23 protein-coding genes are annotated in these 22,899 nt (G+C 71.9%); 9 read left to right on the forward strand and 14 right to left on the reverse strand.

What is annotated here, in order from left to right:
- The first annotated feature begins 80 nt into the window (after positions 1–80).
- Both CHR28_RS08025 and CHR28_RS08030 read left to right on the forward strand, forming a co-directional pair.
- Positions 81–1,322, forward strand: coding sequence for an SAV2148 family HEPN domain-containing protein (locus CHR28_RS08025; protein WP_094052801.1), 1,242 nt, complete (start codon positions 81–83; stop codon positions 1,320–1,322).
- 130 nt (positions 1,323–1,452) lie between these two features.
- Entirely contained in the window at positions 1,453–2,175 is a 723-nt protein-coding gene (locus CHR28_RS08030) for a 3'-5' exonuclease (RefSeq protein ID WP_094052802.1), read from the forward strand.
- A 16-nt stretch (positions 2,176–2,191) separates the two neighbouring features.
- On the opposite strand, the gene CHR28_RS08035 is transcribed toward CHR28_RS08030, so the two are convergent.
- Positions 2,192–3,055: a phosphotransferase enzyme family protein gene (locus tag CHR28_RS08035; protein WP_094052803.1), complete on the reverse strand. Its 864-nt coding sequence runs from the start codon at positions 3,053–3,055 to the stop codon at positions 2,192–2,194.
- 160 nt (positions 3,056–3,215) lie between these two features.
- Here CHR28_RS08035 and CHR28_RS08040 point away from each other — a divergent pair, with 160 nt between their 5' ends.
- The 4 genes from CHR28_RS08040 (at position 3,216) to mgt (ending at position 7,618) form a co-directional block, all read left to right on the forward strand.
- Positions 3,216–4,160: a carbohydrate ABC transporter permease gene (locus CHR28_RS08040; RefSeq protein WP_094052804.1), complete on the forward strand. Its 945-nt coding sequence runs from the start codon at positions 3,216–3,218 to the stop codon at positions 4,158–4,160.
- Positions 4,157–4,990, forward strand: coding sequence for a carbohydrate ABC transporter permease (locus CHR28_RS08045; protein ID WP_094052805.1), 834 nt, complete (start codon positions 4,157–4,159; stop codon positions 4,988–4,990). Before CHR28_RS08040 ends, CHR28_RS08045 begins: the two co-directional genes overlap by 4 nt.
- Complete coding sequence (locus tag CHR28_RS08050; RefSeq protein WP_094052806.1) at positions 4,990–6,264, forward strand: ABC transporter substrate-binding protein; 1,275 nt, start codon at positions 4,990–4,992, stop codon at positions 6,262–6,264. The genes CHR28_RS08045 and CHR28_RS08050 overlap by 1 nt, the downstream gene beginning before the upstream one ends.
- 151 nt (positions 6,265–6,415) lie before the next feature.
- Positions 6,416–7,618 carry a macrolide-inactivating glycosyltransferase gene (gene mgt / locus CHR28_RS08055; protein ID WP_094052807.1) on the forward strand — a complete coding sequence of 401 codons (1,203 nt, stop codon included), beginning with the start codon at positions 6,416–6,418 and terminating at the stop codon, positions 7,616–7,618.
- Between the two features lie 25 nt (positions 7,619–7,643).
- Here mgt and CHR28_RS08060 read toward each other — a convergent pair whose 3' ends face one another.
- On the reverse strand, positions 7,644–8,594 hold the full coding sequence (locus tag CHR28_RS08060) for a zinc metalloprotease (protein WP_094052808.1): 951 nt from the start codon (positions 8,592–8,594) through the stop codon (positions 7,644–7,646).
- A gap of 202 nt (positions 8,595–8,796) precedes the next feature.
- On the opposite strand from CHR28_RS08060, the gene CHR28_RS08065 reads away from it, so the two are divergent.
- Positions 8,797–9,114, forward strand: coding sequence for a hypothetical protein (locus tag CHR28_RS08065; RefSeq protein ID WP_094052809.1), 318 nt, complete (start codon positions 8,797–8,799; stop codon positions 9,112–9,114).
- 67 nt (positions 9,115–9,181) lie between these two features.
- Here the strand turns inward: CHR28_RS08065 and CHR28_RS08070 are convergent, their stop codons facing one another.
- Complete coding sequence (locus CHR28_RS08070) at positions 9,182–11,431, reverse strand: MMPL family transporter (protein ID WP_094052810.1); 2,250 nt, start codon at positions 11,429–11,431, stop codon at positions 9,182–9,184.
- Between the two features lie 340 nt (positions 11,432–11,771).
- Here CHR28_RS08070 and CHR28_RS08075 point away from each other — a divergent pair, with 340 nt between their 5' ends.
- Both CHR28_RS08075 and CHR28_RS08080 read left to right on the forward strand, forming a co-directional pair.
- On the forward strand, positions 11,772–12,326 hold the full coding sequence (locus tag CHR28_RS08075; protein WP_094052811.1) for a DUF1697 domain-containing protein: 555 nt from the start codon (positions 11,772–11,774) through the stop codon (positions 12,324–12,326).
- A 183-nt stretch (positions 12,327–12,509) separates the two neighbouring features.
- Positions 12,510–13,334, forward strand: a complete 825-nt coding sequence (locus CHR28_RS08080) for a GvpL/GvpF family gas vesicle protein (RefSeq protein WP_094052812.1) — start codon at positions 12,510–12,512, stop codon at positions 13,332–13,334.
- 13 nt (positions 13,335–13,347) lie between these two features.
- Here the strand turns inward: CHR28_RS08080 and CHR28_RS08085 are convergent, their stop codons facing one another.
- From CHR28_RS08085 to CHR28_RS38915, 11 genes are all read right to left on the reverse strand, one after another.
- Positions 13,348–14,100, reverse strand: a complete 753-nt coding sequence (locus CHR28_RS08085) for a sirohydrochlorin chelatase (RefSeq protein WP_094052813.1) — start codon at positions 14,098–14,100, stop codon at positions 13,348–13,350.
- 5 nt (positions 14,101–14,105) lie between these two features.
- A complete protein-coding gene (locus CHR28_RS08090) occupies positions 14,106–15,005 on the reverse strand; it encodes an ABC transporter permease (RefSeq protein WP_094052814.1) in 900 nt (299 codons plus the stop codon).
- The gene (locus tag CHR28_RS08095) at positions 14,992–15,780 is read right to left on the reverse strand and encodes an ABC transporter ATP-binding protein (protein ID WP_094052815.1); all 789 of its coding nucleotides are present in this window, start codon (positions 15,778–15,780) and stop codon (positions 14,992–14,994) included. The genes CHR28_RS08090 and CHR28_RS08095 overlap by 14 nt, the downstream gene beginning before the upstream one ends.
- Before the next feature lie 36 nt (positions 15,781–15,816).
- Positions 15,817–16,920: an aliphatic sulfonate ABC transporter substrate-binding protein gene (locus tag CHR28_RS08100; RefSeq protein ID WP_094052816.1), complete on the reverse strand. Its 1,104-nt coding sequence runs from the start codon at positions 16,918–16,920 to the stop codon at positions 15,817–15,819.
- Positions 16,921–17,142: 222 nt separating this feature from the next.
- On the reverse strand, positions 17,143–18,477 hold the full coding sequence (locus CHR28_RS08110) for a sulfate adenylyltransferase subunit 1 (RefSeq protein WP_094052818.1): 1,335 nt from the start codon (positions 18,475–18,477) through the stop codon (positions 17,143–17,145).
- A gap of 2 nt (positions 18,478–18,479) precedes the next feature.
- Positions 18,480–19,418: a sulfate adenylyltransferase subunit CysD gene (cysD, locus tag CHR28_RS08115; RefSeq protein WP_094052819.1), complete on the reverse strand. Its 939-nt coding sequence runs from the start codon at positions 19,416–19,418 to the stop codon at positions 18,480–18,482.
- The gene (gene cysC / locus CHR28_RS08120; RefSeq protein WP_094052820.1) at positions 19,415–20,002 is read right to left on the reverse strand and encodes an adenylyl-sulfate kinase; all 588 of its coding nucleotides are present in this window, start codon (positions 20,000–20,002) and stop codon (positions 19,415–19,417) included. The genes cysD and cysC overlap by 4 nt, the downstream gene beginning before the upstream one ends.
- Positions 19,999–20,709: a phosphoadenylyl-sulfate reductase gene (locus CHR28_RS08125; RefSeq protein WP_094052821.1), complete on the reverse strand. Its 711-nt coding sequence runs from the start codon at positions 20,707–20,709 to the stop codon at positions 19,999–20,001. The genes cysC and CHR28_RS08125 overlap by 4 nt, the downstream gene beginning before the upstream one ends.
- A complete protein-coding gene (locus CHR28_RS08130; protein WP_094052822.1) occupies positions 20,706–20,885 on the reverse strand; it encodes a hypothetical protein in 180 nt (59 codons plus the stop codon). Before CHR28_RS08130 ends, CHR28_RS08125 begins: the two co-directional genes overlap by 4 nt.
- Positions 20,882–22,579 (reverse strand): nitrite/sulfite reductase, encoded by a 1,698-nt coding sequence (locus CHR28_RS08135; protein ID WP_094052823.1) that lies wholly within the window; start codon positions 22,577–22,579, stop codon positions 20,882–20,884. The genes CHR28_RS08130 and CHR28_RS08135 overlap by 4 nt, the downstream gene beginning before the upstream one ends.
- Positions 22,580–22,709: 130 nt before the next feature.
- Positions 22,710–22,793, reverse strand: coding sequence for a putative leader peptide (locus tag CHR28_RS38915; RefSeq protein ID WP_311241247.1), 84 nt, complete (start codon positions 22,791–22,793; stop codon positions 22,710–22,712).
- Positions 22,794–22,899: the final 106 nt, after the last annotated feature.

A 22,899-nucleotide genomic window follows, 5' to 3' on the forward strand; every position in this document is an offset into this window, starting at 1 on the left:
GCACCGCCGACCGCTCCCGGAGTACCCTTCCTTGATCGTTGACAAGGGGAGTGCTCGGGGGAGCGGAAGGCGGTGCGCGGGTGGGCTCGGGAGGGCTGGAGCTGCCCCCTGGTGACGAGGGTCACGAGGGGAACTCCGCAGACGTCCCGACCGGTGCCGTGTCCCTGGCACGGCCGATGGACGCGTCGGGCTCGATCGGTCCGGAACTGGACTGGGACGCCGACGCCTGGCGCGAGGTGCGCACCCGCGCCCAGCGGGCCGGCCGGGCCTACATCTGGCTGAACCTCGTCGAACAGCGGCTGCGCGCGGTCGTGGCCGCCGTGCTCCGGCCCATCTACGAACCCGTCCACGGCGACGACTGGGTGGTGGCCGCCGCCGGGCCCGCCGGCCAGGAGTGGGTGCAGCGCGCGGTCGCCGTGCGCGAGGTCAGCCGCCGCAAGGGCTATCTGCTCGACCCGGCCGACGACAACGTGCTGTCCTTCCTCACGCTGCCGCAGCTGCGGGAGCTGATGGTGCAGCACTGGCCCTGCTTCGAGCCCTACTTCGACGACCGCCGCGACGTCGAACTGGCCCTGGACGAACTGGAGGTGACCCGCAACGTCGTCTCCCGCAACCGCGCCCTGTCCGAGGCCGTGCTGAACCAGGCCGAGCGCGCCTCGGCCCGGCTGCTGGAGATGCTCGGCGCGGGCGGTGACGTGCCCTCCGCGCGCCGGCTGCCCGTGGACGCGGTCGAGGACCTGGTCGGCGACCGGTACGCCGACGTCGTCGCCGTCCACCCGGACCGGGTGCGGCTGATGCGGCAGTTCCCGGCCGAGGACATCTTCGGCGGCGCCCGCCGCCTCGACGCCATCGGCATCGGCCTCAACCTCCTTGTGCAGAACTTCTCCGGCCGCCGGCTGGTCCGGCTGGCCGAGTCCGGCTGCCGGGTGCGGCTGCTGTTCCTCAACCCGGCCTCCAGCGCGGTCAAGCGGCGCGAGCGCGAACTCGGCATCAAACGCGGCGAGCTCAGCCGGGCCGTGGAGATGAACATCCTGCACATGCGCCGGGTGCGGGCCCGGCTGCGCGACCCGGGCGCCTTCGAGATCCAGGTCTTCGACGAGACGCCCCGCTTCACGGCGTACCTGGTCGACGGCGACGGCGCCGACGGCATCGCGGTCGTGCAGAACTACCTGCGCCGCACCCGCGGCATGGAGGCACCGGTCTTCGTCCTGCGCAACGGCAGCAAGGTGGTCAAGTCGGGCGAGCCCGACGAAAGCGGCCTCTTCCCCACGTACCGCGAGGAGTTCGAGGTGATGTGGGCGGATTCGCGGCCGGTGTCGTGAACGGTGCACCGGTACGGGGCGGTTCGGGGCCGGCACCGGGAGCGAACGGAACGCGGACCTCTGATTGTCAGTGGCGCGTGGGAAGGTGGAGACCACTGGGGGAACGCACCACAAGAAGGGGGGCCCGCCCATGGGCTGGCACCGGGAGCTGCTGATCGGCTTCGACCTGGAGACGACGGGCACGGATCCGCGCGAGGCGCGCATCGTCACGGCGGCCGTGATCGAGGTCAGGGGCGGGGAGCCGAGGGGGCGCCGGGAGTGGCTGGCCGACCCCGGGGTGCCGATCCCCGAGGACGCGGTGGCGGTGCACGGCATCAGCAGCGAACGGGCGGCCGCCGAGGGCAGGCCGGCCGACCAGGTGGCCGACGCCCTGGCCGACGTGCTGACCTCCTACTGGAAGACGGGCGTGCCGGTCGTCGCCTACAACGCCGCCTTCGACCTGACCCTGCTCTCCGCCGAGCTGCGCCGCCACGGCCTGCCGTCCCTGTGCGACCGTCTGGGCGGGGTGGACCCGGCCCCGGTCATCGACCCGTACACCATCGACCGCCGGGTCGACCGCTACCGCCGCGGCAAACGCAACCTCGAAGCGGTCTGCGCGGAGTACGGCATCGTCCTCGGCTCCGCCCACGACGCGCTGGCCGACGCCCTGGCGGCGGCCCGTCTGGCCTGCGCGATAGCCGAGCGCCACCCCAAGATCGCCATGCTCGGCCCGGCGGCCCTGCACCACCGCCAGATCGAGTGGTACGCGCAGTGGGCGGCGGACTTCCAGAACTTCCTGCGCGGCAAGGGGGATGCCACAGCCCTCGTCGACGGGGCGTGGCCGCTGCGGGAGTTGGCGGACGAACCGGCCTGAGACGGGCCGCCCGTCCTCAGAACGGATACCAGCGCACGGTCTCGTCCCCCTCCCGCAGGGACGCCACCCGCCGCTCGAACTCGGCCAGCGCCTTCGGGTTGCCGGGCGCGTGCTGAGCCACCCACGCGCAACTGGCGGTCTCCCGCGCGCCGCGCAGCACCGAGCACCCCTCCCACTCCCGTACGTCCCAGCCGTACGCCTCCGTGAAGGACGCGTACGCCTCGTCGGGGAGCCCGTACCGGTCGTGGGAGAGGGCCATCACCACCAGGTCGTGCTCGCGCAGGTCCGAGGAGACCGTCTCCAGGTCGACCAGGACCGGACCGTCCGGCCCGACGTGCACATTGCGCGGCAGCGCGTCGCCGTGGATCACCCCGGGCGGCAGATGCGGCGTCAGCGCGGCGGCCTGCGCGGCGAACGCGTCCCGCCGCTCGCGCAGATACGCCGCGTCCGCCGGATCGACCGCGTCCCCGGCGAGCCGCAGCCAGCGCTCCACGCCACCCAGCAGATCACGCCCCGCGAGCGCGAAGGGAGGAGGCGGCGTGGCGTGCACGACCCGCAGCAGTTCGGCCAGGTCCCGCGGCTCGGCGGGCCGCACGGGATCCGGCAGCCGGTGCCACACGGTCACCGGATGGCCGTCCACCAGCAGCGGCTTCGGCTCGGCCGCCCGCACGGCGGGCACCCCGGCCTGAGCGAGCCACCCGGCGACGTCCAGTTCGCGGCGCGCCCGGTCGAGGAGTTCGGCGTCGCGGCCGACCTTGACGACCAGGTCACCGGCGGCGAACACCGCGTTCTCGCCCAGGGCGAGCAGCCGTGCCTCGCGGGCCGCTCCGGGCAGCACCCGCGCCGCCGCCAGTACGTCCCGTGCCCGTGCCTCGTCCATCGTCCGCCTCCGTCGTCCGCACCGCTGCCGTCGGGTTCCGGCCATCCTCCGGTCAGTGTCGCATCGGCACAGGTCGGGGGGCATACGAGGTGTCCTGGCGAGGCAGACCGCTGTCACGACCATGACGTCGCCCGCCGAGCCGTGCAGAGGGGCTGATTCCGTGACATCGGTGACCGAGGCGTCGCCGCCGAGGAGACCCGCCGGCCGCCGGCGCGGAGCCGGCGGGTCCCGCCGGACCGCCGGCCACGGTGCCTGGTTCCTGGTGCTGCCCGCCCTGATCCCCATCCTCGTCCTCAGCGTCGGGCCGCTGCTCCACGGGATCCTGCTGGCCTTCACCGACGCCCAGTCGGGCCGCACCGAGCCCACCGAGTGGATCGGCGCCCTCAACTTCCGGGACCTGATGCACGACACGCTCTTCCGGGAGTCGTTCCGGATCGGCCTGGTGTGGGCGGTCGGGGTGACCGTGCCGCAGTTCCTGCTCGCCCTCGGCCTGGCCCTGCTGCTCAACCAGGACCTCCGGCTGCGCCGGCTCGCCCGCGCCCTGGCGATCATCCCGTGGGCCATGCCCGAGATCGTCGTCGGCATCATGTGGCGGCTCGTCTACCACCCCGACGCCGGCATCCTGAACGAGACCCTGCGCGACCTGGGCCTCGGCGGCGGCCGGGACTGGCTCAGCGCGCTGACCACCGCGCTGCCCGCCGTGATCGTCGTCGGCGTCTGGGCGGGCATGCCCCAGACGACGGTGGCGCTGCTCGCCGGGCTGCAGCACACCCCGCGCGAACTGCACGAGGCGGCGGCCGTGGACGGGGCGGGCGCCTGGCGCCGCTTCCGCACGGTCACCTGGCCCGCCCTGAGGCCCGTCGCCCTCGCCGTCACGGCGCTCAACCTCATCTGGAACTTCAACGCCTTCGCCCTGGTCTACGTGCTCACCAGCGGCGGCCCCGGCGGCCGGACCCGGCTGCCCATGCTCTTCGCCTACGAAGAGGCCTTCCGCTACGGCCAGTTCGGCTACGCGGCGGCCATGGGCTGCGTCATGGTCGCCGTCGTCTCGATCGCCCTGGCCGTGTTCCTCGCCGGCCGCCTGCGGGGAGGTGACGACACATGAGGACCGGCACCCCGGCCCGCGTGGGCCAGTACACGGCGCTGCTCGCGTATCTGGTCTTCCTGGCCCTCCCGTTCATCTGGCTGCTCTCCACCGCGTTCAAGCCGCCGCGCGAGCTGGGCAGCCTGCACCCGACCTGGCTCCCGAAGGACCCCACCCTCGCCAACTTCCGGCAGGCCTTCGCCGAGCAGCCGCTGCTGCGCGCCGCCCTCAACTCCCTGCTCGTCGCGCTCGCGGCGGCCGTCCTGGCCGTGCTGATCGCCACGCCGGCGGCCTACGTCCTCGCCCGGCAGCGCACCCGCCTGGCCAGGGCGGTGACGGGCTGGGTGGTGGTCAGCCAGGCGTTCCCGTTCGTGCTGCTGATCATCCCGCTGTTCCTCGTGCTGAAGAACCTGCGCCTGATCGACTCGGTGCCGGGACTGGTGCTGGTGTACATGGTGTGGGCGCTGCCGTTCGCGCTGTGGATGCTCGCCGGGTACGTCCGGGCCGTGCCGCGCGAGCTGGAGGAGGCCGCCGCGGTCGACGGCGCCGGCCGGGTGCGGACGCTGGTGTCGGTGACCGCGCCGCTGCTCGCGCCGGGCATCGTGGCGACCGGGCTGTTCGCCTTCGTCACCGCGTGGAACGAGTTCTTCTTCGCGCTCGTGCTGCTCAAGACGCCGGAGAAACAGACCCTGCCGGTGGTGCTCACGCACTTCATCGGCGCCGAGGGTGTCGCCGACCTCGGCCCGCTCGCGGCGGCCGCCTGCCTCGCGACCCTGCCCTCCCTCGTCGTCTTCGCGCTCATCCAGCGGCGCATCACCGGCTCCCTGCTCGCCGGGGCGGTGAAAAGCTGATGCGCGCCCGCCTGTCGGCCCTCGTCCTGCTGCTCCTCCTCGCCGGCTGCTCCTCCGGCGGCACGCGTGACGACGGCCGGATCACCCTGCGCTTCCAGTCCCTGGCGTGGCAGCAGGAGTCCGTGGAGGCCACCAGGGAGCTGGTGGCCGAGTGGAACGCCACCCACCCGGACGTCCGCGTCGAGTACGTCCAGGGCTCCTGGGACAGCGTCCACGACCAGCTCCTCACCGCCTTCGAGGGCGGCGAGGCACCCGACGTCATCCACGACGCCTCCGACGACCTCGCCGACTTCGCCCACGGCGGCTACCTCGCCGACCTCACCGGCCTGCTGCCGGCCGGACTCAAGTCGGACATCCCGCAGCGCAGTTGGCAGACCACGACCTTCGGCGACGGCGTCTACGGCGTGCCGTTCCTCCAGGAACCACGCGTGCTCGTCGCCAACGCGACCTGGCTGAGGAAGTCCGGCGTGCGGATCCCCACGCCCGAAATGCCGTGGAGCTGGGACGAGTTCCGCCGGATCACCGGCCGGCTCAGCGGACCGGGGAAGTACGGCGTCGCCTGGCCGCTGAAGGAACCCGTCTCCGCCACGCTCAACCTCTCCCTGTCGGCGGGCGGACAGCTCTTCCACCGCGGCGCGGACGGCAGGGTGACGGTCCGGTTCGAGGCGGCCGACCAGGTCGTGCCGCGCACCATCGCCCGGCAGGTGGGCACCGACCGCAGCGCCTCGCCCACGACCCTGGGCAGCGGCGGCTCCGACACCCTGCCCGGCTTCTTCGGCGGCCGCTACGCCATGGTGCCGCTGGGCTTCTCCTACCGGCAGCAGATCGTGCAGCAGGCCCCGGAGGGCTTCGACTGGCAGGTGCTGCCCGCCCCGGCCGGCGCCGCCGGACTCGCCCAGGGCGTCAGCCCGCAGACCCTCTCCATCGCCGAGGACTGCCCGCACAAGGAGGAGGCCGCCGCCTTCCTCGGCTTCCTGCTGCGCCCGGAGAACATGGTCCGTCTCGCCCTCGGCGACTGGATGCTGCCCACCGGCACCCGCGCGCTGCGGGACCCCGCCCTGCACACCGACCGGCACGGCTGGGCCACCGGCACGGCCCTCGCCGCCCACCTGCGCCCCGCCCCCGCGCAGACGGTCCGGGGCTACCCCGAGTGGAAGGACAAGGTGGCGACACCGGCCCTGCAGGAGTACTACAGCGGAGCGATCGGCCTCGGCGCCCTGCGCGAACGGCTGGAGAAGGACGGCAACCTGGTCCTCGCCCGCTACCAGCGCTGACGGCTCCGGCGCACCACGCCCGGCGAGCCACCACGCCCGGCGGCGTCCGCCTCCCCGCTTCCTGCCCTTGCCGTTCCGGCCGGGGCCCGCGCTGACCTCGCAGATCCTCAACTACTTGCACGAGACGTCTCGTCTCGCTTAAGGTCGGCGCATGACCAGTCGCGCGCACATCGCCATGTTCTCCATCGCCGCCCACGGCCACGTGAACCCCAGCCTGGAGGTGATCCGCGAGCTGGTGGCCCGCGGTCATCGGGTGACCTACGCCATCCCTCCGGTCTTCGCGGAGAAGGTCGCGCAGACCGGCGCCGAGGTGAAGCCCTGGACGTCGACCCTGCCCTCGCCCGACGACGACCCGGAGGCGTGGGGGACCACGCTGCTGGACAACGTGGAGCCGTTCCTCGACGACGCGATCCAGGCCCTGCCGCAGCTGATCGCGGCCTACGAGGGCGACGAGCCGGACCTGGTGCTGCACGACATCGCCTCGTACCCGGGCCGGGTCCTGGCCCACCGCTGGGGCGTGCCCGCCATCTCGCTCTCACCGGCCATGGTCGCCTGGGAGGGGTACGAGGAGGAGGTCGCCGAGCCCCTGTGGGCGGAGCCGAGGAAGACCGAGCGCGGCCGCGCCTACTACGCCCGCTTCCGGGCCTGGCTGGAGGAGAACGGGATCACGCTGCACCCCGACGCGTTCGGGGGGCGGCCCGACCGCTCGATCGTGCTGATCCCCAAGGCGCTCCAGCCGCACGCGGACCGGGTCGACGAGCGCGTGTACTCCTTCGTCGGCCCCTGCCAGGGCGACCGCGGCTCCGAGGGCGGCTGGCAGCGGCCGGCCGGCGCGGAGAAGGTCGCGCTCGTCTCCCTCGGGTCCGCCTTCACCAAGCAGCCGGACTTCTACCGGGAGTGCGTGAAGGCGTTCGGCGACCTGCCTGGCTGGCACCTGGTGCTCTCGGTCGGCAAGCACGTCGACCCCGCCGTGCTCGGGGAGGTCCCCGCCACCGTGGAGGTGCGGTCCTGGGTGCCGCAACTGGCCGTCCTGAGGCAGGCCGACCTGTTCGTCACGCACGCCGGCGCGGGCGGCAGCCAGGAGGGCCTGGCGACGGCCACGCCGATGATCGCCGTACCGCAGGCGGCGGACCAGTTCGGCAACGCGGAGACGCTCCGCGGCCTCGGCGTCGCCCGGTGTCTGGCGACTGAGGAGGCGACCGGCGAGGCCCTGCGCGAGGCGGCGCTCGCCCTGGTCGACGATCCGGAGGTCGCGCGCCGCCTGAAGGAGATCCAGGCGCAGACGGTCCAGGAGGGCGGTACGCGCCGCGCCGCCGACCTGATCGAGGCGGAACTGGCGGCGCGCCGAGGCTAGGTGGCGCCGCGCGCCCGGGCCGTGGTCAGACCGCGACGGCCTGGCGGGTGAGGGTCAGGCGGGCGTTGTCGAGTGTGGCGTCCATGCGTGCCGCCTGGCCCCTGGTGAACATGAACATCGCGGCGTCGTCGGTGTAGTCCATGTAGTTCATGAACATGTCGCCGTCCGGCCCGTTGTTGCACGTCACATGGGGGAAGCCGGGTGAACCGAGGTTCGGGCCCGCCTGGTTGGGCGTGTCCGAGACGAAGTCGCTGCCGCTGCAGCCCTCGTCGTCGTCGCCCCAGATGTGCCGCAGGTTCAGCCAGTGCCCGATCTCGTGCACGGCCGTGCGGCCGCCGTCGAAGGGGGCGGTGGCGGTGCCCGTGGTGCCGAAGGCGCTGTGCGTGACGACCACACCGTCCGTGGAGGCGGCGCCGCCCGGGAACTGGGCGTAGCCGAGCAGGCCGCGGCGCAGCTTGCAGACCCAGACGTTCAGGTAGACGTCGGCGGGCCAGGCGTCGTGGCCCCCGCTCAGGCTGAACTTGACCAGGTCGTCGGTGTCCCAGTCCGCGGTCGCGCTGCGGGTCCGCGTGATGCCGTCCGTGGGCCGGCCCAGCGGGTCCGTGCGGGCGAGATGGAACTGCAGCCGTACGTCGGCCACCAGGTCCCGCCAGACCGGGGGCACTTGGTCGACGTCCGGGTTGCTCGCGCGGAAGTCCTTGTCGAGCACGTCGATCTGACTGTGAATCTGGGCTTCGCCCACGTCCTGCTCGGGTGTGTTGTGCACGACGTGCACCACGACGGGGATGTCGACCACGCTCGGGCGGCCGGCGATGTGCTCCATCGTCTCGTAGGCGAACGCGGTGTTCTCGATCGCGGCCCGGTTCCCGGCGTACTCGGGGTTCTGGCTGAGGAGTCTGCGGTCCACCTCCATGGCGCCGCACCAGCGGCTGTAGTCGGCGGAGGTGACACGGAGGTAGGAGTGGGCGTCGGACATGACTGCCCCTCGGGTGAGCTGAGCGTGTGCCGCGCGCACGCGGCCGTGGAACTCGCGCGTCTGAGGCGCGCCGCGAGGGCCGGGCGACGCGGGGCGGAGCGGTCGGTTGCCCGTTCCCTCCGGACCCATACACTGATAATCCTAGGCACTTCGGTGTGAGACCGGCAATACGGACGGCTCCGGGCAGTGAGGTGGCCGGAACATGCAGCAGCCCCCGTCGGCCCTGTTCCGCTCGTGGTTCCACTCCTACGAGGAGGACCTCGAAGACGTGCGGGTGTACCGCCCGGACGACTACCCGTTCCCGCCGGCGCGCGGGCGCCGCGGCATGGAGTTCGCGCCCGACGGCCGCTTCGTCGACCGTCCGCTCGGACGCGGGGACGCGCCCGGCGCCGTCCCCGGCCGCTGGCGGTCCGTGTCGGACCGTCATCTCGCGCTCTCCTTCGACGGCGACCGCCCGGACCGGGAGCTGGAGATCCTGCGCTGCGACGGGAACGTCCTGCACGTGCGCCGGATCACCTAGGCCGGGGGCGGGGAAGGGCCCGCCGCTCCGCTGCGGGAGCGACGGGCCCTGCGCGCGCCGGGAGCGGTCAGACCTTGACGGGCTCGCCCTCGTCGTCGTGAGCCGCCGGTCCCGCGATCGCCTGCGGCGTCTCGTCGTGGGTGAGGTCCGGCAGCCGGTGCAGCCACCTCGGCAGGTACCAGTTGCGCTCGCCGAGCAGCGCCATCACCGCCGGCAGCAGCACCCCGCGGATGATCGTCGCGTCGATGAGCACCGCCGCCGCCAGGCCGACGCCCATCTGCTTCATGGACTGCATGGACAGCGTGCCGAAGATGGCGAACACGGCGACCATGATGACCGCGGCGCTGGTGACCACCCCGGCCGTGGTGACCACACCGTGCCGGATCGCGTCCCTGGTCTCCAGGCCCCGCAGCCGGGCCTCGCGGATCCGCGAGACCACGAACACGTGGTAGTCCATCGACAGGCCGAACAGGATCACGAAGAGGAACAGCGGCAGCCAGGTGATGATCGCGCCGACGCCCTCGGCACCGACCAGGGACGCCCCCCAGCCGTGCTGGAAGACCGCGACGAGAATGCCGTAGGCCGCGCCCACCGACAGCAGGTTCAGCACGATCGAGGTGACCGCGATGGTCAGGGAGCGGAACGACAGCAGCATCAGCACGAAGGCGAACACCACCACGAACGCGAACACCGGCACCACGGCACCGGCCAGCTGGTCGTTGAAGTCCTTCGACCCGGCCACCTGCCCGGTGATCGGCGCCTCCACCCCCTCGACCTTGCCCAGCGTGGCCGGACGCACCTCGTCGCGCAGCTTGTCCAGACTCTCCCCGGCCCGGTCCAGGTCCGAGCCGCCCACCAGCGGCACGTAGACGAACGCCACGTTCTGCGCGTCGTGCAGCTTGATCTCCACCGGGCCGCGCGAGGCACCCGAACTGATCGCCCGGTCACGGAAGTCGGCGAGCGCGGACTGCACCTGAGGCGCGTTGATGTCGTCCGCCTTCACGACCACCTCGGCAGGCTCCGAGCCGCCCGGGAACGCCTCGTTGAGCCGGTTGTACGTCTGCACGATCGGCAGCGAATCCCCGAACTCCTGGTCCAGCGTGAGCTGCTGGGTCTTCATGCCGAGCGCGGGTGCCGCGACGGCCAGCAGCGCACCGGCCGCCACCACCACGGAGAGCACCGGCCGGGCCAGGACGCGGCGCAGCACGGCCGTCCAGAACCGGCTGTCCTGGCCCGTGCCCCGCTTGCGCCGGCGCAGGAACGGTATGCGGCCCTTCTCCACGCGCTCGCCCAGCAGCGACAGCAGCGCGGGCAGGACGGTCACGGACCCCACCATCGCCACCGCGACGACGATCAGCGAGGCCAGACCCATGGCCTCGAACTCGGCGAGCCCGGTGAAGAGCATGCCCGCCATGGCCACGCACACCGTGACACCGGAGACGACGATCGCCCGGCCACTGGTCGCCGCGGCGATCCGCAGGGCCGTCTGCGCGTCCCGGCCGGCCTCGCGCTCCTCGCGCTCGCGGCGCAGGTAGAACAGGCAGTAGTCGACGCCGACCGCCATACCGACCAGCAGCATCACGGAGTTGGCGGTCTCGCTCATCGGCATGACATGGCTGACGACCGCCATCAGGCCCATCGTCGCCATGATCGCGGTGAGCGCCAGCGCCACCGGCAGCAGCGCCGCGACCAGCGCGCCGAACGCGATCAGCAGGATGCCGAACGCCACCGGAACCGCGGAGTACTCGGCCTTCTTGAAGTCGTCCCCGAACGCGTCGTCGAACGTCTTCATCATGCTGGCGCCGCCGATCTCCTCGATCCGCAGCGCCTCGTGCTCCTGCTGGACGCCCTCGACGGCCTCCAGCACCGGCTCGACCCGCTCGCCGGCCGTGTCGGACTCGCCCCGCATGTCGAACTGCACGAGCGCGCTGCGCCCGTCCTTCGAGATCGTCTTCGCGTCGTACGGCGAGGTCACGTCGGTGACCCGGCCGGTCTTCCCGACGGCCCGGACGACCGCGGTGACGGCGTCCCGGAACTCGGGGTCCGTCGCCTTCAGCCCGTCCCCCCGGGCCTGGATCAGGACCGTCTCACTGGCCGGTTCGTCGATCCCGGCGTCCTCGATGATCCGGGCGGCGGTGTGCGTCTCGCCCTTGAGCTGGTCACTGTCCTTGACGTCGACCCGGCCGGCCGCCGAACCGAGCCCCGTGGCCAGGACGACGAACAGGACCCAGATGCCGACGGCGGCCCATCGGTGCCGGGCGCTCCAGCCGCCGGCCCGGGCGGCGAGGCCCCGCACCCGTGCTTCTCGGTTCCCCATGACGGGCTTGCCCCCTCGTGACGCGGCGACGGCCCCCTGCCGCCCCCTTCCGTCTCGAAGGTAGGGGCCGGATAAAGCCATCTCGTCGTGCTGCCCGGTGAAGCCGCGCGGCCGGAACTCATCCCCATGGACCCGGTCGCCTCCCCACTGGGGAGGACCCCCACGGACCGTGGTCCCTTACACCTATCGGGAGACATTCCGGGCTCCCCGGGTGTGTGGATCCTGAGCAGACGGTTGTGCCCCGCGATGACCGGTGAGTAATTTACGGGGCCGGGCAGCCGCCCGGAGCGGCCGTCGTGCCCACCCCCACGGGGCACGACGGCCGCTCTATGGTGAGCGGATGACGACCATGTACGCGGCCCTGCTGCGCGGGATCAACGTGGGCGGCAGCAGAAAGGTCCCCATGGCCGACCTGCGCGCCCTCATGGAAAGCCTCGGCCTCGACGACGTCCGTACGTATCTGCAGAGCGGCCAGGCCGTGTTCTCCAGCGGCCACGGCGACGAGGCGTCCCTGGCCGCTCGGCTCGCGGACGGCATCGAGCGGCACTTCGGCTTCGGCGTCGACGTGATCGTCCGCGACCACGCCTATCTTCGGGCGGTCGCCGACGCCTGCCCGTTCCCGGCCGCCGAGCTGGAGCCCAGGCAGCTCCACGTCACCTACTTCTCGGAGCCCGTCACCCCCGGCCGCTTCGGGCAGATCGACCAGGCCGCCTTCCTCCCCGAGGAGTTCCGCCTCGGCGACCGCGCCCTGTACCTGTACGCCCCGAACGGCCTGGGCCGCTCCAAGCTGGCCGAGCAGCTGGCGAAGCCGCGCGTCACCCGAGGGCTGACCGCCACCACCCGCAACTGGAACACCGTGCTCAGACTGGTGGAGCTGACGGCCCCCGCGGGGTGACCTTCCGGTCTCCGGGACGGGGCGGGGCCCGGCCGGGGGCTCTCCGGGTCCGGCCTCTCGCCGATCCCGCCCGTGCGCGCGTGAACACCACGGCCGCCACCCGCGTACCTACCGTCGGACGGACGGCACGAGAACGGAGTCTCGCGAGAGGAAACGCACGGCCAGCGACAGGAGCCCGGATCCATGACCGACACCCAGCTCGTCTACGCCTACGCGGTCCTGCGCCGCACCCCCGAGGCCACCGCGGCGGCCGCACACCTGCGCGGCGTCGCCGGGGAAGCGATCCGCCTCGTCGACCCCGCGACCGCCACCGGCCCCCTGGCCTTCGCCGTCGGCCACGTCCCGCCCGGCGACTACGACGACGCGCCGCTGCGGGCCCACCTCGACGACCTGGACTGGATGGAGTCCACGGTCCGCTCCCACCACGCCGTGGTGTCCGCCCTGGCCGCCTCCGGCGCCGCCGTCCTGCCGCTGCGCCTCGCCACCGTCTACCGCGACGAGGCCGCCGCCCGCGAGGCCCTCGACACCCGCCGCGCCTACTTCCTGTCCCTGCTGGACCGCCTCACCGGCCACGTCGAACTCGGCGTCAAGATCTACGCCACCCCGGACGTCACCCCGCCCGAGGCCGCCCCCGAACCGGGCCGGGACACCGCCACCGGCCTCGGGGTGGGACGCGCCTACCAGGCGATCCGCCGCCGCAGACAGCGCAGGAACGAGGAGGCCTGGCACACCCTCGCCCAGGCCGCCGCCCACCTCACCGAAACGGCCGGCGCCCTCGCCGTCGACCGCGTCGCCCACACTCCCGAACGCGGCAGCCTGGCGGGCTCCGCACCGGGCACCAACATGGGCAACGACGCCTACCTCGTCCCCCGGGACCGCGTCGACGCCTTCCGCACGGGCGTGCTGGCAGCGGCCCGCGCCACCCCCGGCCTCCGCGTGGAGGTCAGCGGCCCCTGGGCCCCGTACTCCTTCGCCCTGCAGCCCGAACCGGCGTCGTGGCCCGCGTGACGGCGATGGGGCGTCAGGCGCTCACGGCCGCCAGTGCCGGCATCCGGGCCGCCTCGTACCGCTCCAGCACCACCCGCGCCACCTCCGGCGCCGCGCCCAGGACGTCCGCCAGGACGTCCGCCTGCGCCGCGCCCCGGGCGATGCGGTCGGGGAGGAAGCCGGGGGCCAGCACATAGGGGGCGACGGCCACCCGGGCGCAGCCGAGGGCGCGGAGTTCGCGGACGGCGTCCTCCGTGCGAGGGAACCCCGCGGGAGAACCAGCGGAGGCGAACGCAGGCCGCACGGCGCACCAACCGGTGTGCCGCCACTCCCGCGCGATTGCTGCGATCACTGCGATCGCCTCCGGGTCGGTGGACCCCGCCGAGGCCAGCACGACCCCGGTCGAGGACTTGTCGGCAGGGGTCAGACCCGCCTCGTACAGACGTCGCTCCAGGGCCGCCAGCAGCAGGGGCGAGGGGCCCAGGACCTCCGCCTGGCGGATGCGCAGCTGCGGGGGCGCGTCCGCGAGGACCGCCGGGATGTCGGCCTTCGCGTGGAAGGCGCGGGTGAGCAGCAGCGGCAGGGCGACCACGTCACGGACGCCCTGCACCGCCAGGGACTCCAGCACGCCCTGTACCGACGGCACGTTGAAGTCCAGGAACCCGGTCTCCACCCGGACGTCGGGGCGCAGGCAGCGCACCCGGCGCACCAGGGCGTGCACCGTCGCGGCGTGCCGCGGATCGCGGCTGCCGTGGGCGATGACGAGGAGAACGGGCTTGTTCGTCATGTCACTCAGCTCTTCACCAGCAGGCCGCGGCTGCGCAGCACCCACCGCTCCAGCGGGCTGAAGATCAGCAGGTCGATCGCGATGCCGACGATCAGGATGAGCAGGATCGCCTCGAAGACCATGGCCATGTCGCTGGCGTTGCGGCCGTTCTCCAGCAACTGGCCCAGGCCCACGCCGAGGTCGGGGAAGGACGCGATGATCTCGGCGGCCATCAGGGAACGCCAGGAGAAGGCCCAGCCCTGCTTCAGACCGGCCACGTAACCGGGCAGGGCGGCGGGCAGCACGATGTGCCAGGTGCCCTTCAGACCCGTCGCCCCCAGCGTGCGGCCCGCGCGCAGGAACAGCGGCGGCACCTGGTCCACGCCCGACACCAGGCCGTTGGCGATGGACGGCACCGCGCCCAGCAGGATCACCGCGTACATCATCGAGTTGTTCAGGCCCAGCCAGATCACCGCCGGCGGCACCCAGGCGACCGACGGCAGGGACTGCAGACCCGACAGGATCGGGCCGATCGCCGCGCGGACGAACTTCACCCGGGCCACGATCAGGCCCAGCGGCGTGCCGATGGCCAGCGCGAAGCAGAAGCCGAGCAGGCCGCGCGAGACGCTGGTCCAGATGTAGCCGAGCAACTCGCCCTGCAGCCACGCCGAGTGGACGACGTCCCAGACGGCCGACGGCGAGGGCAGCTTCGTCGGGTCGTCGACGATCTTGAACGAGACGAGGGCCTGCCACACCGCCAGCACCAGCGCGACGGCGAGCACCGGCGGCAGGATCTTCTCGGTGAAGGTCTGCCGGAACGGCTTGCGGCTGGTCTGCCGTGTCTCCAGCGCGTCGAGGCCCGCCTCGAGACCGGCGAGATCGGTGCCGTCCTTGTCGACGGTCGTCGTCGAGTCAGTGCTGGCCATGACGGCGGATCTCCCCACGCAGTTCTTCGGTGATCTCGACGGACAGCTCCGCGACGGCGGTGTCCTCGATACGGCGCGGATGCGGGATGCCCACCGTCCACTCGCGCGCGATGCGCCCCGGACGGGAGGACAGCAGCACCACGCGCTGCGCCAGCCGGACCGCCTCGCGCACGTTGTGCGTGACGAACAGGACGGAGACCTGCGTCTCGCGCCAGATGCGGGTCAGCTCGTCGTGCAGCACGTCCCGCGTGATGGCGTCCAGCGCCGCGAACGGCTCGTCCATCAGCAGCAGCCGGCTCTCCTGGGCGAGCGCCCGGGCCAGCGCGACCCGCTGGCGCATACCGCCCGACAGCTCGTGCACCCGCTTGCCGTGGGCGCCGTTCAGCCGCACCAGCTCCAGCAGCTGCTCCGCCCGGTCGCGGCGCTCGGCCTTGGGCACGCCCCGCAGCTTCAGGGCGAGTTCGATGTTCTTGCCCGCGGTCAGCCACGGGAACAGCGCGTGCTCCTGGAACATCAGCGCCGGGCGGCCGTCCGTGCTGATCTCGCCGGCGCTGGGCCGGTCCAGGCCCGCCACCAGGTTGAGCAGCGTGGACTTGCCGCAGCCCGAGGCCCCCAGGAGGGTGACGAACTCTCCGGGCGCGACATCGAGAGTGATGTCGTCCAGGACGAGCTGCTGCCCGGCGGGGCCCGCGAACGACTTCGAGACGTGCTCGATGCGAGCGGCGTGCGTGGCCGTCTCGGTGCCGTCGGCGGCCTTGGCGAGGGTCGTGGCCATGGTCGTCACCTCCTGGGAACGGATCGGGTTGCGGGCTTACTTGACGCCGAGACCGGCGTCGTCGACCGCGGGCGCGCCCTCGGCCTTGAGGACCTCGTTCAGCGGCGCGAGGTCGTAGATGCCCTGCAGGTTCGGCTTCTCCAGCAGCCCCGCCTTCACGGCGTGCTCCGCCTCGGTGTTGAGCGTGGAGGCCAGCGGGTCGTCGGTGAACCGGATCGACTTCCACGCCGGGTCCAGCACCTCGGCGGGCAGCGCCTTGCCGGTCTCCTTCTCCAGGAGCTTGTTCGCCGCCTCCTTGGCCGCGTCCGGGTTGGCGTTGATCCACTTGTTGGTGGTGACCGAGGCCTTGAGCACGGCCTCGACGACCTTCGGGTGCTTCTTCAGGAACTCCTGCCGCACGATGATGTTCGTGATCACGAACTTCTTGTCCGGCCACAGCGTCGCCTCGTCGAGCAGCTCCTTGCCGCCCTCGGCGACCAGCTTCGACGCGGTCGGCTCCGGCACCCACGCGCCGTCGATCGACCCGGCCTTGAAGGCGTCGGGGGTGACCTTGTTGTCGCTGCGGACGACCGTGACGTCGCCCTTGCCGCTCTGCGGGTCGACCTTCCAGCCCTGCTCCGCGGCCCAGTTGAGGAACGCCACGTCCTGCGTGTTGCCCAGCTGCGGGGTCGCGATCCGCTTGCCCTTGACGTCCTTCAGGGACTTGATCTTGTCCGGGTTCACCACGAGCTTCACGCCGCCGGACGCCGAACCGCCGATGATGCGCAGGTTCTTGCCGCCGGACTTGGTGTAGCCGTTGATGGCGGGGGAGGGGCCGATCCAGCCGATGTCGATGGAGCCGGAGTTGAGCGCCTCGATCTCCGAGGGGCCGGCGTTGAAGACGGCCGGCTCGACCTTGGTCGCGCCGAGCTCCTTCTGGAAGAATCCCTTCTCCAGGCCCACCAGCGCGGTGCCGTGGGTCAGGTTGCCGAAGTAGCCGATCTTCACGGCGTCGAGACCGTCGATCTTCTTCGCCCCGGCGGCGACCTTGGCGGCGCCGTCGTCCTCGGCCTCGGAACCGTAGCCGCAGGCGGCCAGAGTGAGCAGGGGGAACGCGGCGGCGACCGCGAGGCTGCGGCGCAGAACGGATGTAGCAGGCACGGGAGGTGTTCCTCTCGGAGGCCCGGCGGTCACGGTCTTTCAGGTCGTGGCCGGGAGGTCGGCAGGTTTTCGTCTACGGCGGTGGGGGGTGAGGGCGCGCAGGCAGTGCGCGTACGTCAGCACACACATCGCGCCACTCCGCCCTGTCCGCTGCCGAGCGCACCGCTGCCGACGCGGCCGCCCTCCTTCGCGAACGTGGAGTAGAAGTCGGGGGAGGTCATGTCAGAAGTCCCACCCGTCGTCCTCGGACTCGTCCTTGACCGGCTCTGGGGCGGCGAAGGACTCGCCGACCATGCCCGCGGTCAGGGTCGTGCCGTCGTTCGGGTCGATCAGGATGAACGAGCCGGTGCGCCGCGAGTCGGCGTAGGAGTCGACCGGCAGCGGCTCGGCGGTACGGATCTTGACCCGGCCGATGTCGTTGGCGACGAGCTGTCCCGGGTGCGGGTGCAGGGACAGGTCGTCCAGCGTGAGCCGGGACGGGATGTCCTTGACGATCGCCTTGACCGTGCGCGTGCCGTGCTTGAGCAGCACCCGGTGGCCGACGGTCAGCGGGGCGTCCGCGACGTGGCAGACGGTCGCCTCGATGTCCTGGGTGGTGGGCGGCGCGTCCTTGCTGGGCACGATCAGGTCGCCGCGCGAGATGTCGATGTCGTCCTCCAGCAGGAGGGTCACCGACTGGGTGGTCCAGGCGACGTCGACCGGCTCGCCGAGCAGGTCGATGCCGGAGATCTTCGTGGAGCGGCCCGACGGCAGCACGGTGACCTGCTCGCCCACGCGGAACGAACCGGCCGCGATCTGCCCGGCGTAGCCCCGGTAGTCCGGGTGGTCCGCGCTCTGCGGCCGGATCACGTACTGCACGGGCAGCCGGGCGTGGCAGTGGCTCAGGTCGTGGCTGACCGGCACCGTCTCCAGGTGCTCCAGCACGGTCGGGCCGCCGTACCAGTCCATGTGCGAGGACGGGTCCACCACGTTGTCGCCGACCAGCGCCGAGATCGGGATGGCGGTGACCTCGGGCACGCCCAGCTCGGTCGCGTACGCCGTGAACTCCTCGGCGATGGCCGCGAACACCTTCTCCTCGTAGCCGACGAGGTCCATCTTGTTGACCGCGAGGACCACGTGCGGCACGCGCAGCAGCGCGGCGATGGCGGCGTGCCGGCGGGTCTGCTCGACGACGCCGTTGCGGGCGTCGACCAGGATCACCGTCAGCTCGGCGGTGGAGGCGCCGGTGACCATGTTCCGCGTGTACTGCACGTGCCCGGGGGTGTCGGCGAGGATGAACCGCCGCCGGGGCGTGGCGAAGTAGCGGTAGGCCACGTCGATGGTGATGCCCTGTTCCCGCTCGGCGCGCAGGCCGTCCGTCAGCAGCGCGAGGTCCGGCGCCTCCTGGCCCCGGCTCGCGGAGGCGCGCTCCACGGCCTCCAGCTGGTCGGTGAGGACCGACTTGGAGTCGTGCAGCAGCCGGCCCACCAGGGTGGACTTGCCGTCGTCGACGGAACCGGCGGTGGCGAACCGCAGCAGGGTGGTGGCCGAGAGCTCCTCGGTCGTGATCGTGCTCATCTCTAGAAGTACCCCTCGCGCTTGCGGTCTTCCATCGCGGCCTCGGACATCTTGTCGTCGGCGCGGGTGGCGCCGCGCTCGGTGAGCCGGGAGGCGGCGATCTCCACGATCACCTTCTCGATCGTGTCGGCCTCGGAGTCCACCGCGCCGGTGCAGGACATGTCACCGACGGTCCGGTAGCGCACCAGCCGCTTCTCGACGGTCTCGCCGTCCTTCGGCCCGCCCCACTCGCCGGCGGTCAGCCACATGCCGCCGCGCCGGAACACCTCGCGCTCGTGCGCGTAGTAGATCTCCGGCAGCTCGATGCCCTCGCGGGCGATGTACTGCCACACGTCCAGCTCGGTCCAGTTGGACAGCGGGAAGACGCGCACGTGCTCGCCGGGCGCGTGGCGGCCGTTGTACAGGTTCCACAGCTCGGGGCGCTGGCGGCGCGGGTCCCACTGCGAGAACTCGTCGCGCAGCGAGAACACCCGCTCCTTGGCCCGGGCCTTCTCCTCGTCGCGGCGCCCGCCGCCGAAGACGGCGTCGAACTTCTCCGCCTGGATCTTCTCGGTCAGCGGCAGCGTCTGCAGCGGGTTGCGGGTGCCGTCCGGGCGCTCCTTGAGCACACCGCGGTCGATGTAGTCCTGCACGGAGGCCACGTGCAGCCGCAGTCCGTGCCGGGCGACCGTGCGGTCCCGGTAGTCGAGGACCTCGGGGAAGTTGTGCCCGGTGTCGACGTGCAGCAGCGAGAACGGCACCGCCGCCGGGCGGAACGCCTTCAGCGCCAGGTGCAGCATGACGATGGAGTCCTTGCCGCCGGAGAAGAGGATCACCGGCCGCTCGAACTCGCCCGCCACCTCGCGGAAGATGTGCACCGCCTCGGACTCGAGGGCGTCGAGGTGCGACAGCGCGTACGGGCTGCCGGTCCCCTCGGACACGGTGGCGACGGTCGTCGTCATGCCAGTCCCCTTTCGGTCAGCAGGGCGTACACCGACGCCGCGGACTCCTGCACGGTCTGGTTCTGCGACTCGATCCGCAGATCGGGCGAGGCGGGCTCCTCGTACGGGTCGTCGACCCCGGTGAGTCCGGTCAGCTCGCCCGCGGCCTGCTTCGCGTACAGGCCCTTCACGTCCCGCTCGCTGCAGACCTCGACCGGCGTGGCCACGTGCACCTCGACATACGCCGTGCCGCCCGCCTGGTGGCGCTTGCGCACCGCCTCGCGGCTGTGCTGGTAGGGCGCGATCACCGGGACGAGGGCCAGCACGCCGTTGCGTGCGAGCAGTTCGGCGACGAAGCCGATGCGCTGCACGTTGGTGTGCCGGTCCTCGCGGCTGAAGCCGAGGCCCGCCGAGAGGAACTCGCGGATCTCGTCGCCGTCGAGGACCTCGACCCGGCGGCCCTGCTCGCGCAGCCGGCCGGCCAGTTCGTGGGCGATGGTGGTCTTGCCCGCACTCGGCAGACCCGTGAGCCAGACGGTGGCTCCGGTCGTCACGTGAGTCTCCTGAATGGTCTGAGTCGTCTGAGTCGTCTGAGGCGCCGTCATCCGTGCAGCCCGCACTCGGTCTTGGCCCGGCCTGCCCAGCGGCCGGCCCGGGCGTCCTCGCCCTCCAGGACCCGGCGGGTGCAGGGGGCGCAGCCGACGGAGGCGTAGCCGTCCATCAGCAGCGGGTTGGTCAGCACGCCGTGCTCGGTGACGTAGGCGTCCACGTCGTCCTGGGTCCAGCGGGCGATCGGGGAGATCTTGACCTTCTGCCGCTTCTCGTCCCAGCCGACCACCGGGGTGTTCGCCCGGGTCGGGGACTCGTCACGGCGCAGACCGGTCGCCCACGCCTGGTAGCCCTTGAGGCCCTCCTCCAGCGGCCGGACCTTGCGCAGCTTGCAGCACAGGTCCGGGTCGCGGTCGTGGAGCCTGGGGCCGTACTCGGCGTCCTGCTCGGCGACCGTCTGCCGCGGGGTGAGCGTGATGACGTTGACGTCCATCACGGCGTCGACCGCGTCGCGGGTGCCGATGGTCTCCTCGAAGTGGTAGCCGGTGTCGAGGAAGACGACGTCGACGCCGGGCATCGCGCGGGAGGCGAGGTGGGCGACCACCGCGTCCTCCATCGAGGAGGTCACGCAGAAGCGCTTGCCGAACGTCTCGGCCGCCCACTGCAGGATCTCCAGCGCGGAGGCGTCCTCCAGGTCGCGGCCCGCCTGCTCGGCGAGTGCCTTCAAGTCCTCGGCGGTGCGCTCTTCCTGAGCGGTCGTCATATCTGTGCCCCTCCGGAGTCGGATCGCTTCTGCCCCCGGGCCAGCAGGCCCAGGAACTTCAGCTGAAAGGCCCGGCTGCACGCCGCGCATTCCCACGCGCCGTGCCCTTCCTCGCTCGGCCGCAGGTCCTCGTCACCGCAGTACGGGCAGTAGAACGGGGCCATCCGCTCGCTCACGACAGGGCCTCCTCGCCGGCCCGGGCCGCCCAGGCGGCGAACCGCTCGCCGTCCTCGCGCTCGGCCTGGAACCGCTTCAGGACGCGCTCGATGTAGTCCGGCAGCTCGTCGGAGGTGACCTTCAGGCCGCGCACCTTGCGGCCGAATCCGGCCTCCAGGCCGAGCGCGCCGCCCAGGTGCACCTGGTAGCCCTCGACCTGCTCGCCCTGGTCGTTCAGGACCAGCTGGCCCTTGAGACCGATGTCCGCGACCTGGATACGGGCGCAGGCGTTCGGGCAGCCGTTGAGGTTGATGGTGAGCGGCTCGTCGAACTCCGGCAGACGGCGCTCCAGTTCGTCGATGAGCTGCGCGCCGCGCTGCTTGGTCTCGACGATGGCCAGCTTGCAGAACTCGATGCCGGTGCAGGCCATGGTGCCGCGCCGGAAGGTGGACGGCCGGGCGGTCAGGTCGAGCGCCTCCAGACCCTCCACGAGCGAGTCGACCCGGTCCTGCTCGACGTCGAGGACGATCATCTTCTGCTCGACGGTGGTGCGCACCCGGCCCGAGCCGTGGGCCTCGGCGAGGTCGGCGATCTTCGTGAGCGTCGCGCCGTCGACGCGTCCCACGCGCGGGGCGAAGCCGACGTAGAAGCGGCCGTCCTTCTGCCGGTGCACACCGATGTGGTCGCGCCACTGCTGCGACGGCTGCTCCGGGGCGGGCCCGTCGGTCAGCTTGCGCTTGAGGTACTCGTCCTCCAGCACCTGGCGGAACTTCTCCGCGCCCCAGTCGGCGACGAGGAACTTCAGCCGGGCGCGGTTGCGCAGCCGGCGGTAGCCGTAGTCGCGGAAGATCGAGATGACGCCCTCGTAGACGTCCGGGACGTCGTCGATCGAGACCCAGGTGCCCAGCCGCACCCCCAGCTTGGGGTTGGTGGACAGGCCGCCGCCGACCCACACGTCGAAGCCGGGGCCGTGCTCGGGGTGGGTCACGCCGACGAACGCGACGTCGTTGATCTCGTGCACGACGTCCAGCAGCGGCGAGCCGGAGATGGCCGTCTTGAACTTCCGGGGGAGGTTCGAGTACGCCGGGTTGTTCAGCACCCGGCGCTTCATCTCCTCCAGGGCCGGGGTGGCGTCGATGATCTCGTCCTCGGCGATGCCCGCCACCGGGGAGCCGATCATCACACGCGGGGTGTCACCGCAGGCCGTGACCGTGGACAGGCCCACGCCCTCCAGGCGGTTCCAGATCTCGGGCACGTCCTCGATCCGGATCCAGTGGTACTGGACGTTCTGCCGGTCGGTGATGTCGGCCGTCCCGCGCGCGAACTCCTGCGACACCTCACCGATGACCCGCAGCTGCCGCGTGGTCAGCGCCCCGCCGTCGATGCGCACCCGCAGCATGAAGTACTCGTCGTCCAGCTCCTCCGGCTCCAGGATCGCGGTCTTGCCGCCGTCGATCCCGGGCTTGCGCTGGGTGTACAGACCCCACCAGCGCATCCGGCCGCGCAGGTCGTTCGGGTCGATCGAGTCGAAGCCCCGCTTGGAGTAGATCGTCTCAATGCGTGTCCGCACATTGAGACCGTCGTCGTCCTTCTTGAACTGTTCGTTGCCGTTCAGCGGGGTGAAGTGCCCCGCGGCCCACTGGCCCTCACCGCGGTGACGGCTCACCTTGCGGCGTGGAGTCGCGGCGGCAGGCTTCTGCGGGGTGGCGGCCATGGTTGATACGTCCTTCGGGACAGGCGGGAAAGCGGCTCTGACCTGCGCGCGCGGGCGCATGGGCATACGTGCGCGTCATTGCGCGGGAACGAGACGAGAAAGGGGGATGTCGGGCGCGTGCTGAGTGCTCTCAGTGCGCCGGACAGATGGCGCTGGACATGCGGCCGAGGTCGACGTGCCGTCGACTCACCAAGGCGATTCCAGTTCCAGACATGACGGAAGCGTGTCACGGCGATCTGGACACAGTCCAGCATTGTCCAAGATGCGGACACCCTTGTCTCGCAGAGCAAGACAAGGGTGTCCTTGGTCACATCGGGCCG

The sequence above is a fragment of the Streptomyces sp. XY006 genome (assembly GCF_002237655.1).
Lineage (GTDB): Bacteria > Actinomycetota > Actinomycetes > Streptomycetales > Streptomycetaceae > Streptomyces > Streptomyces levis.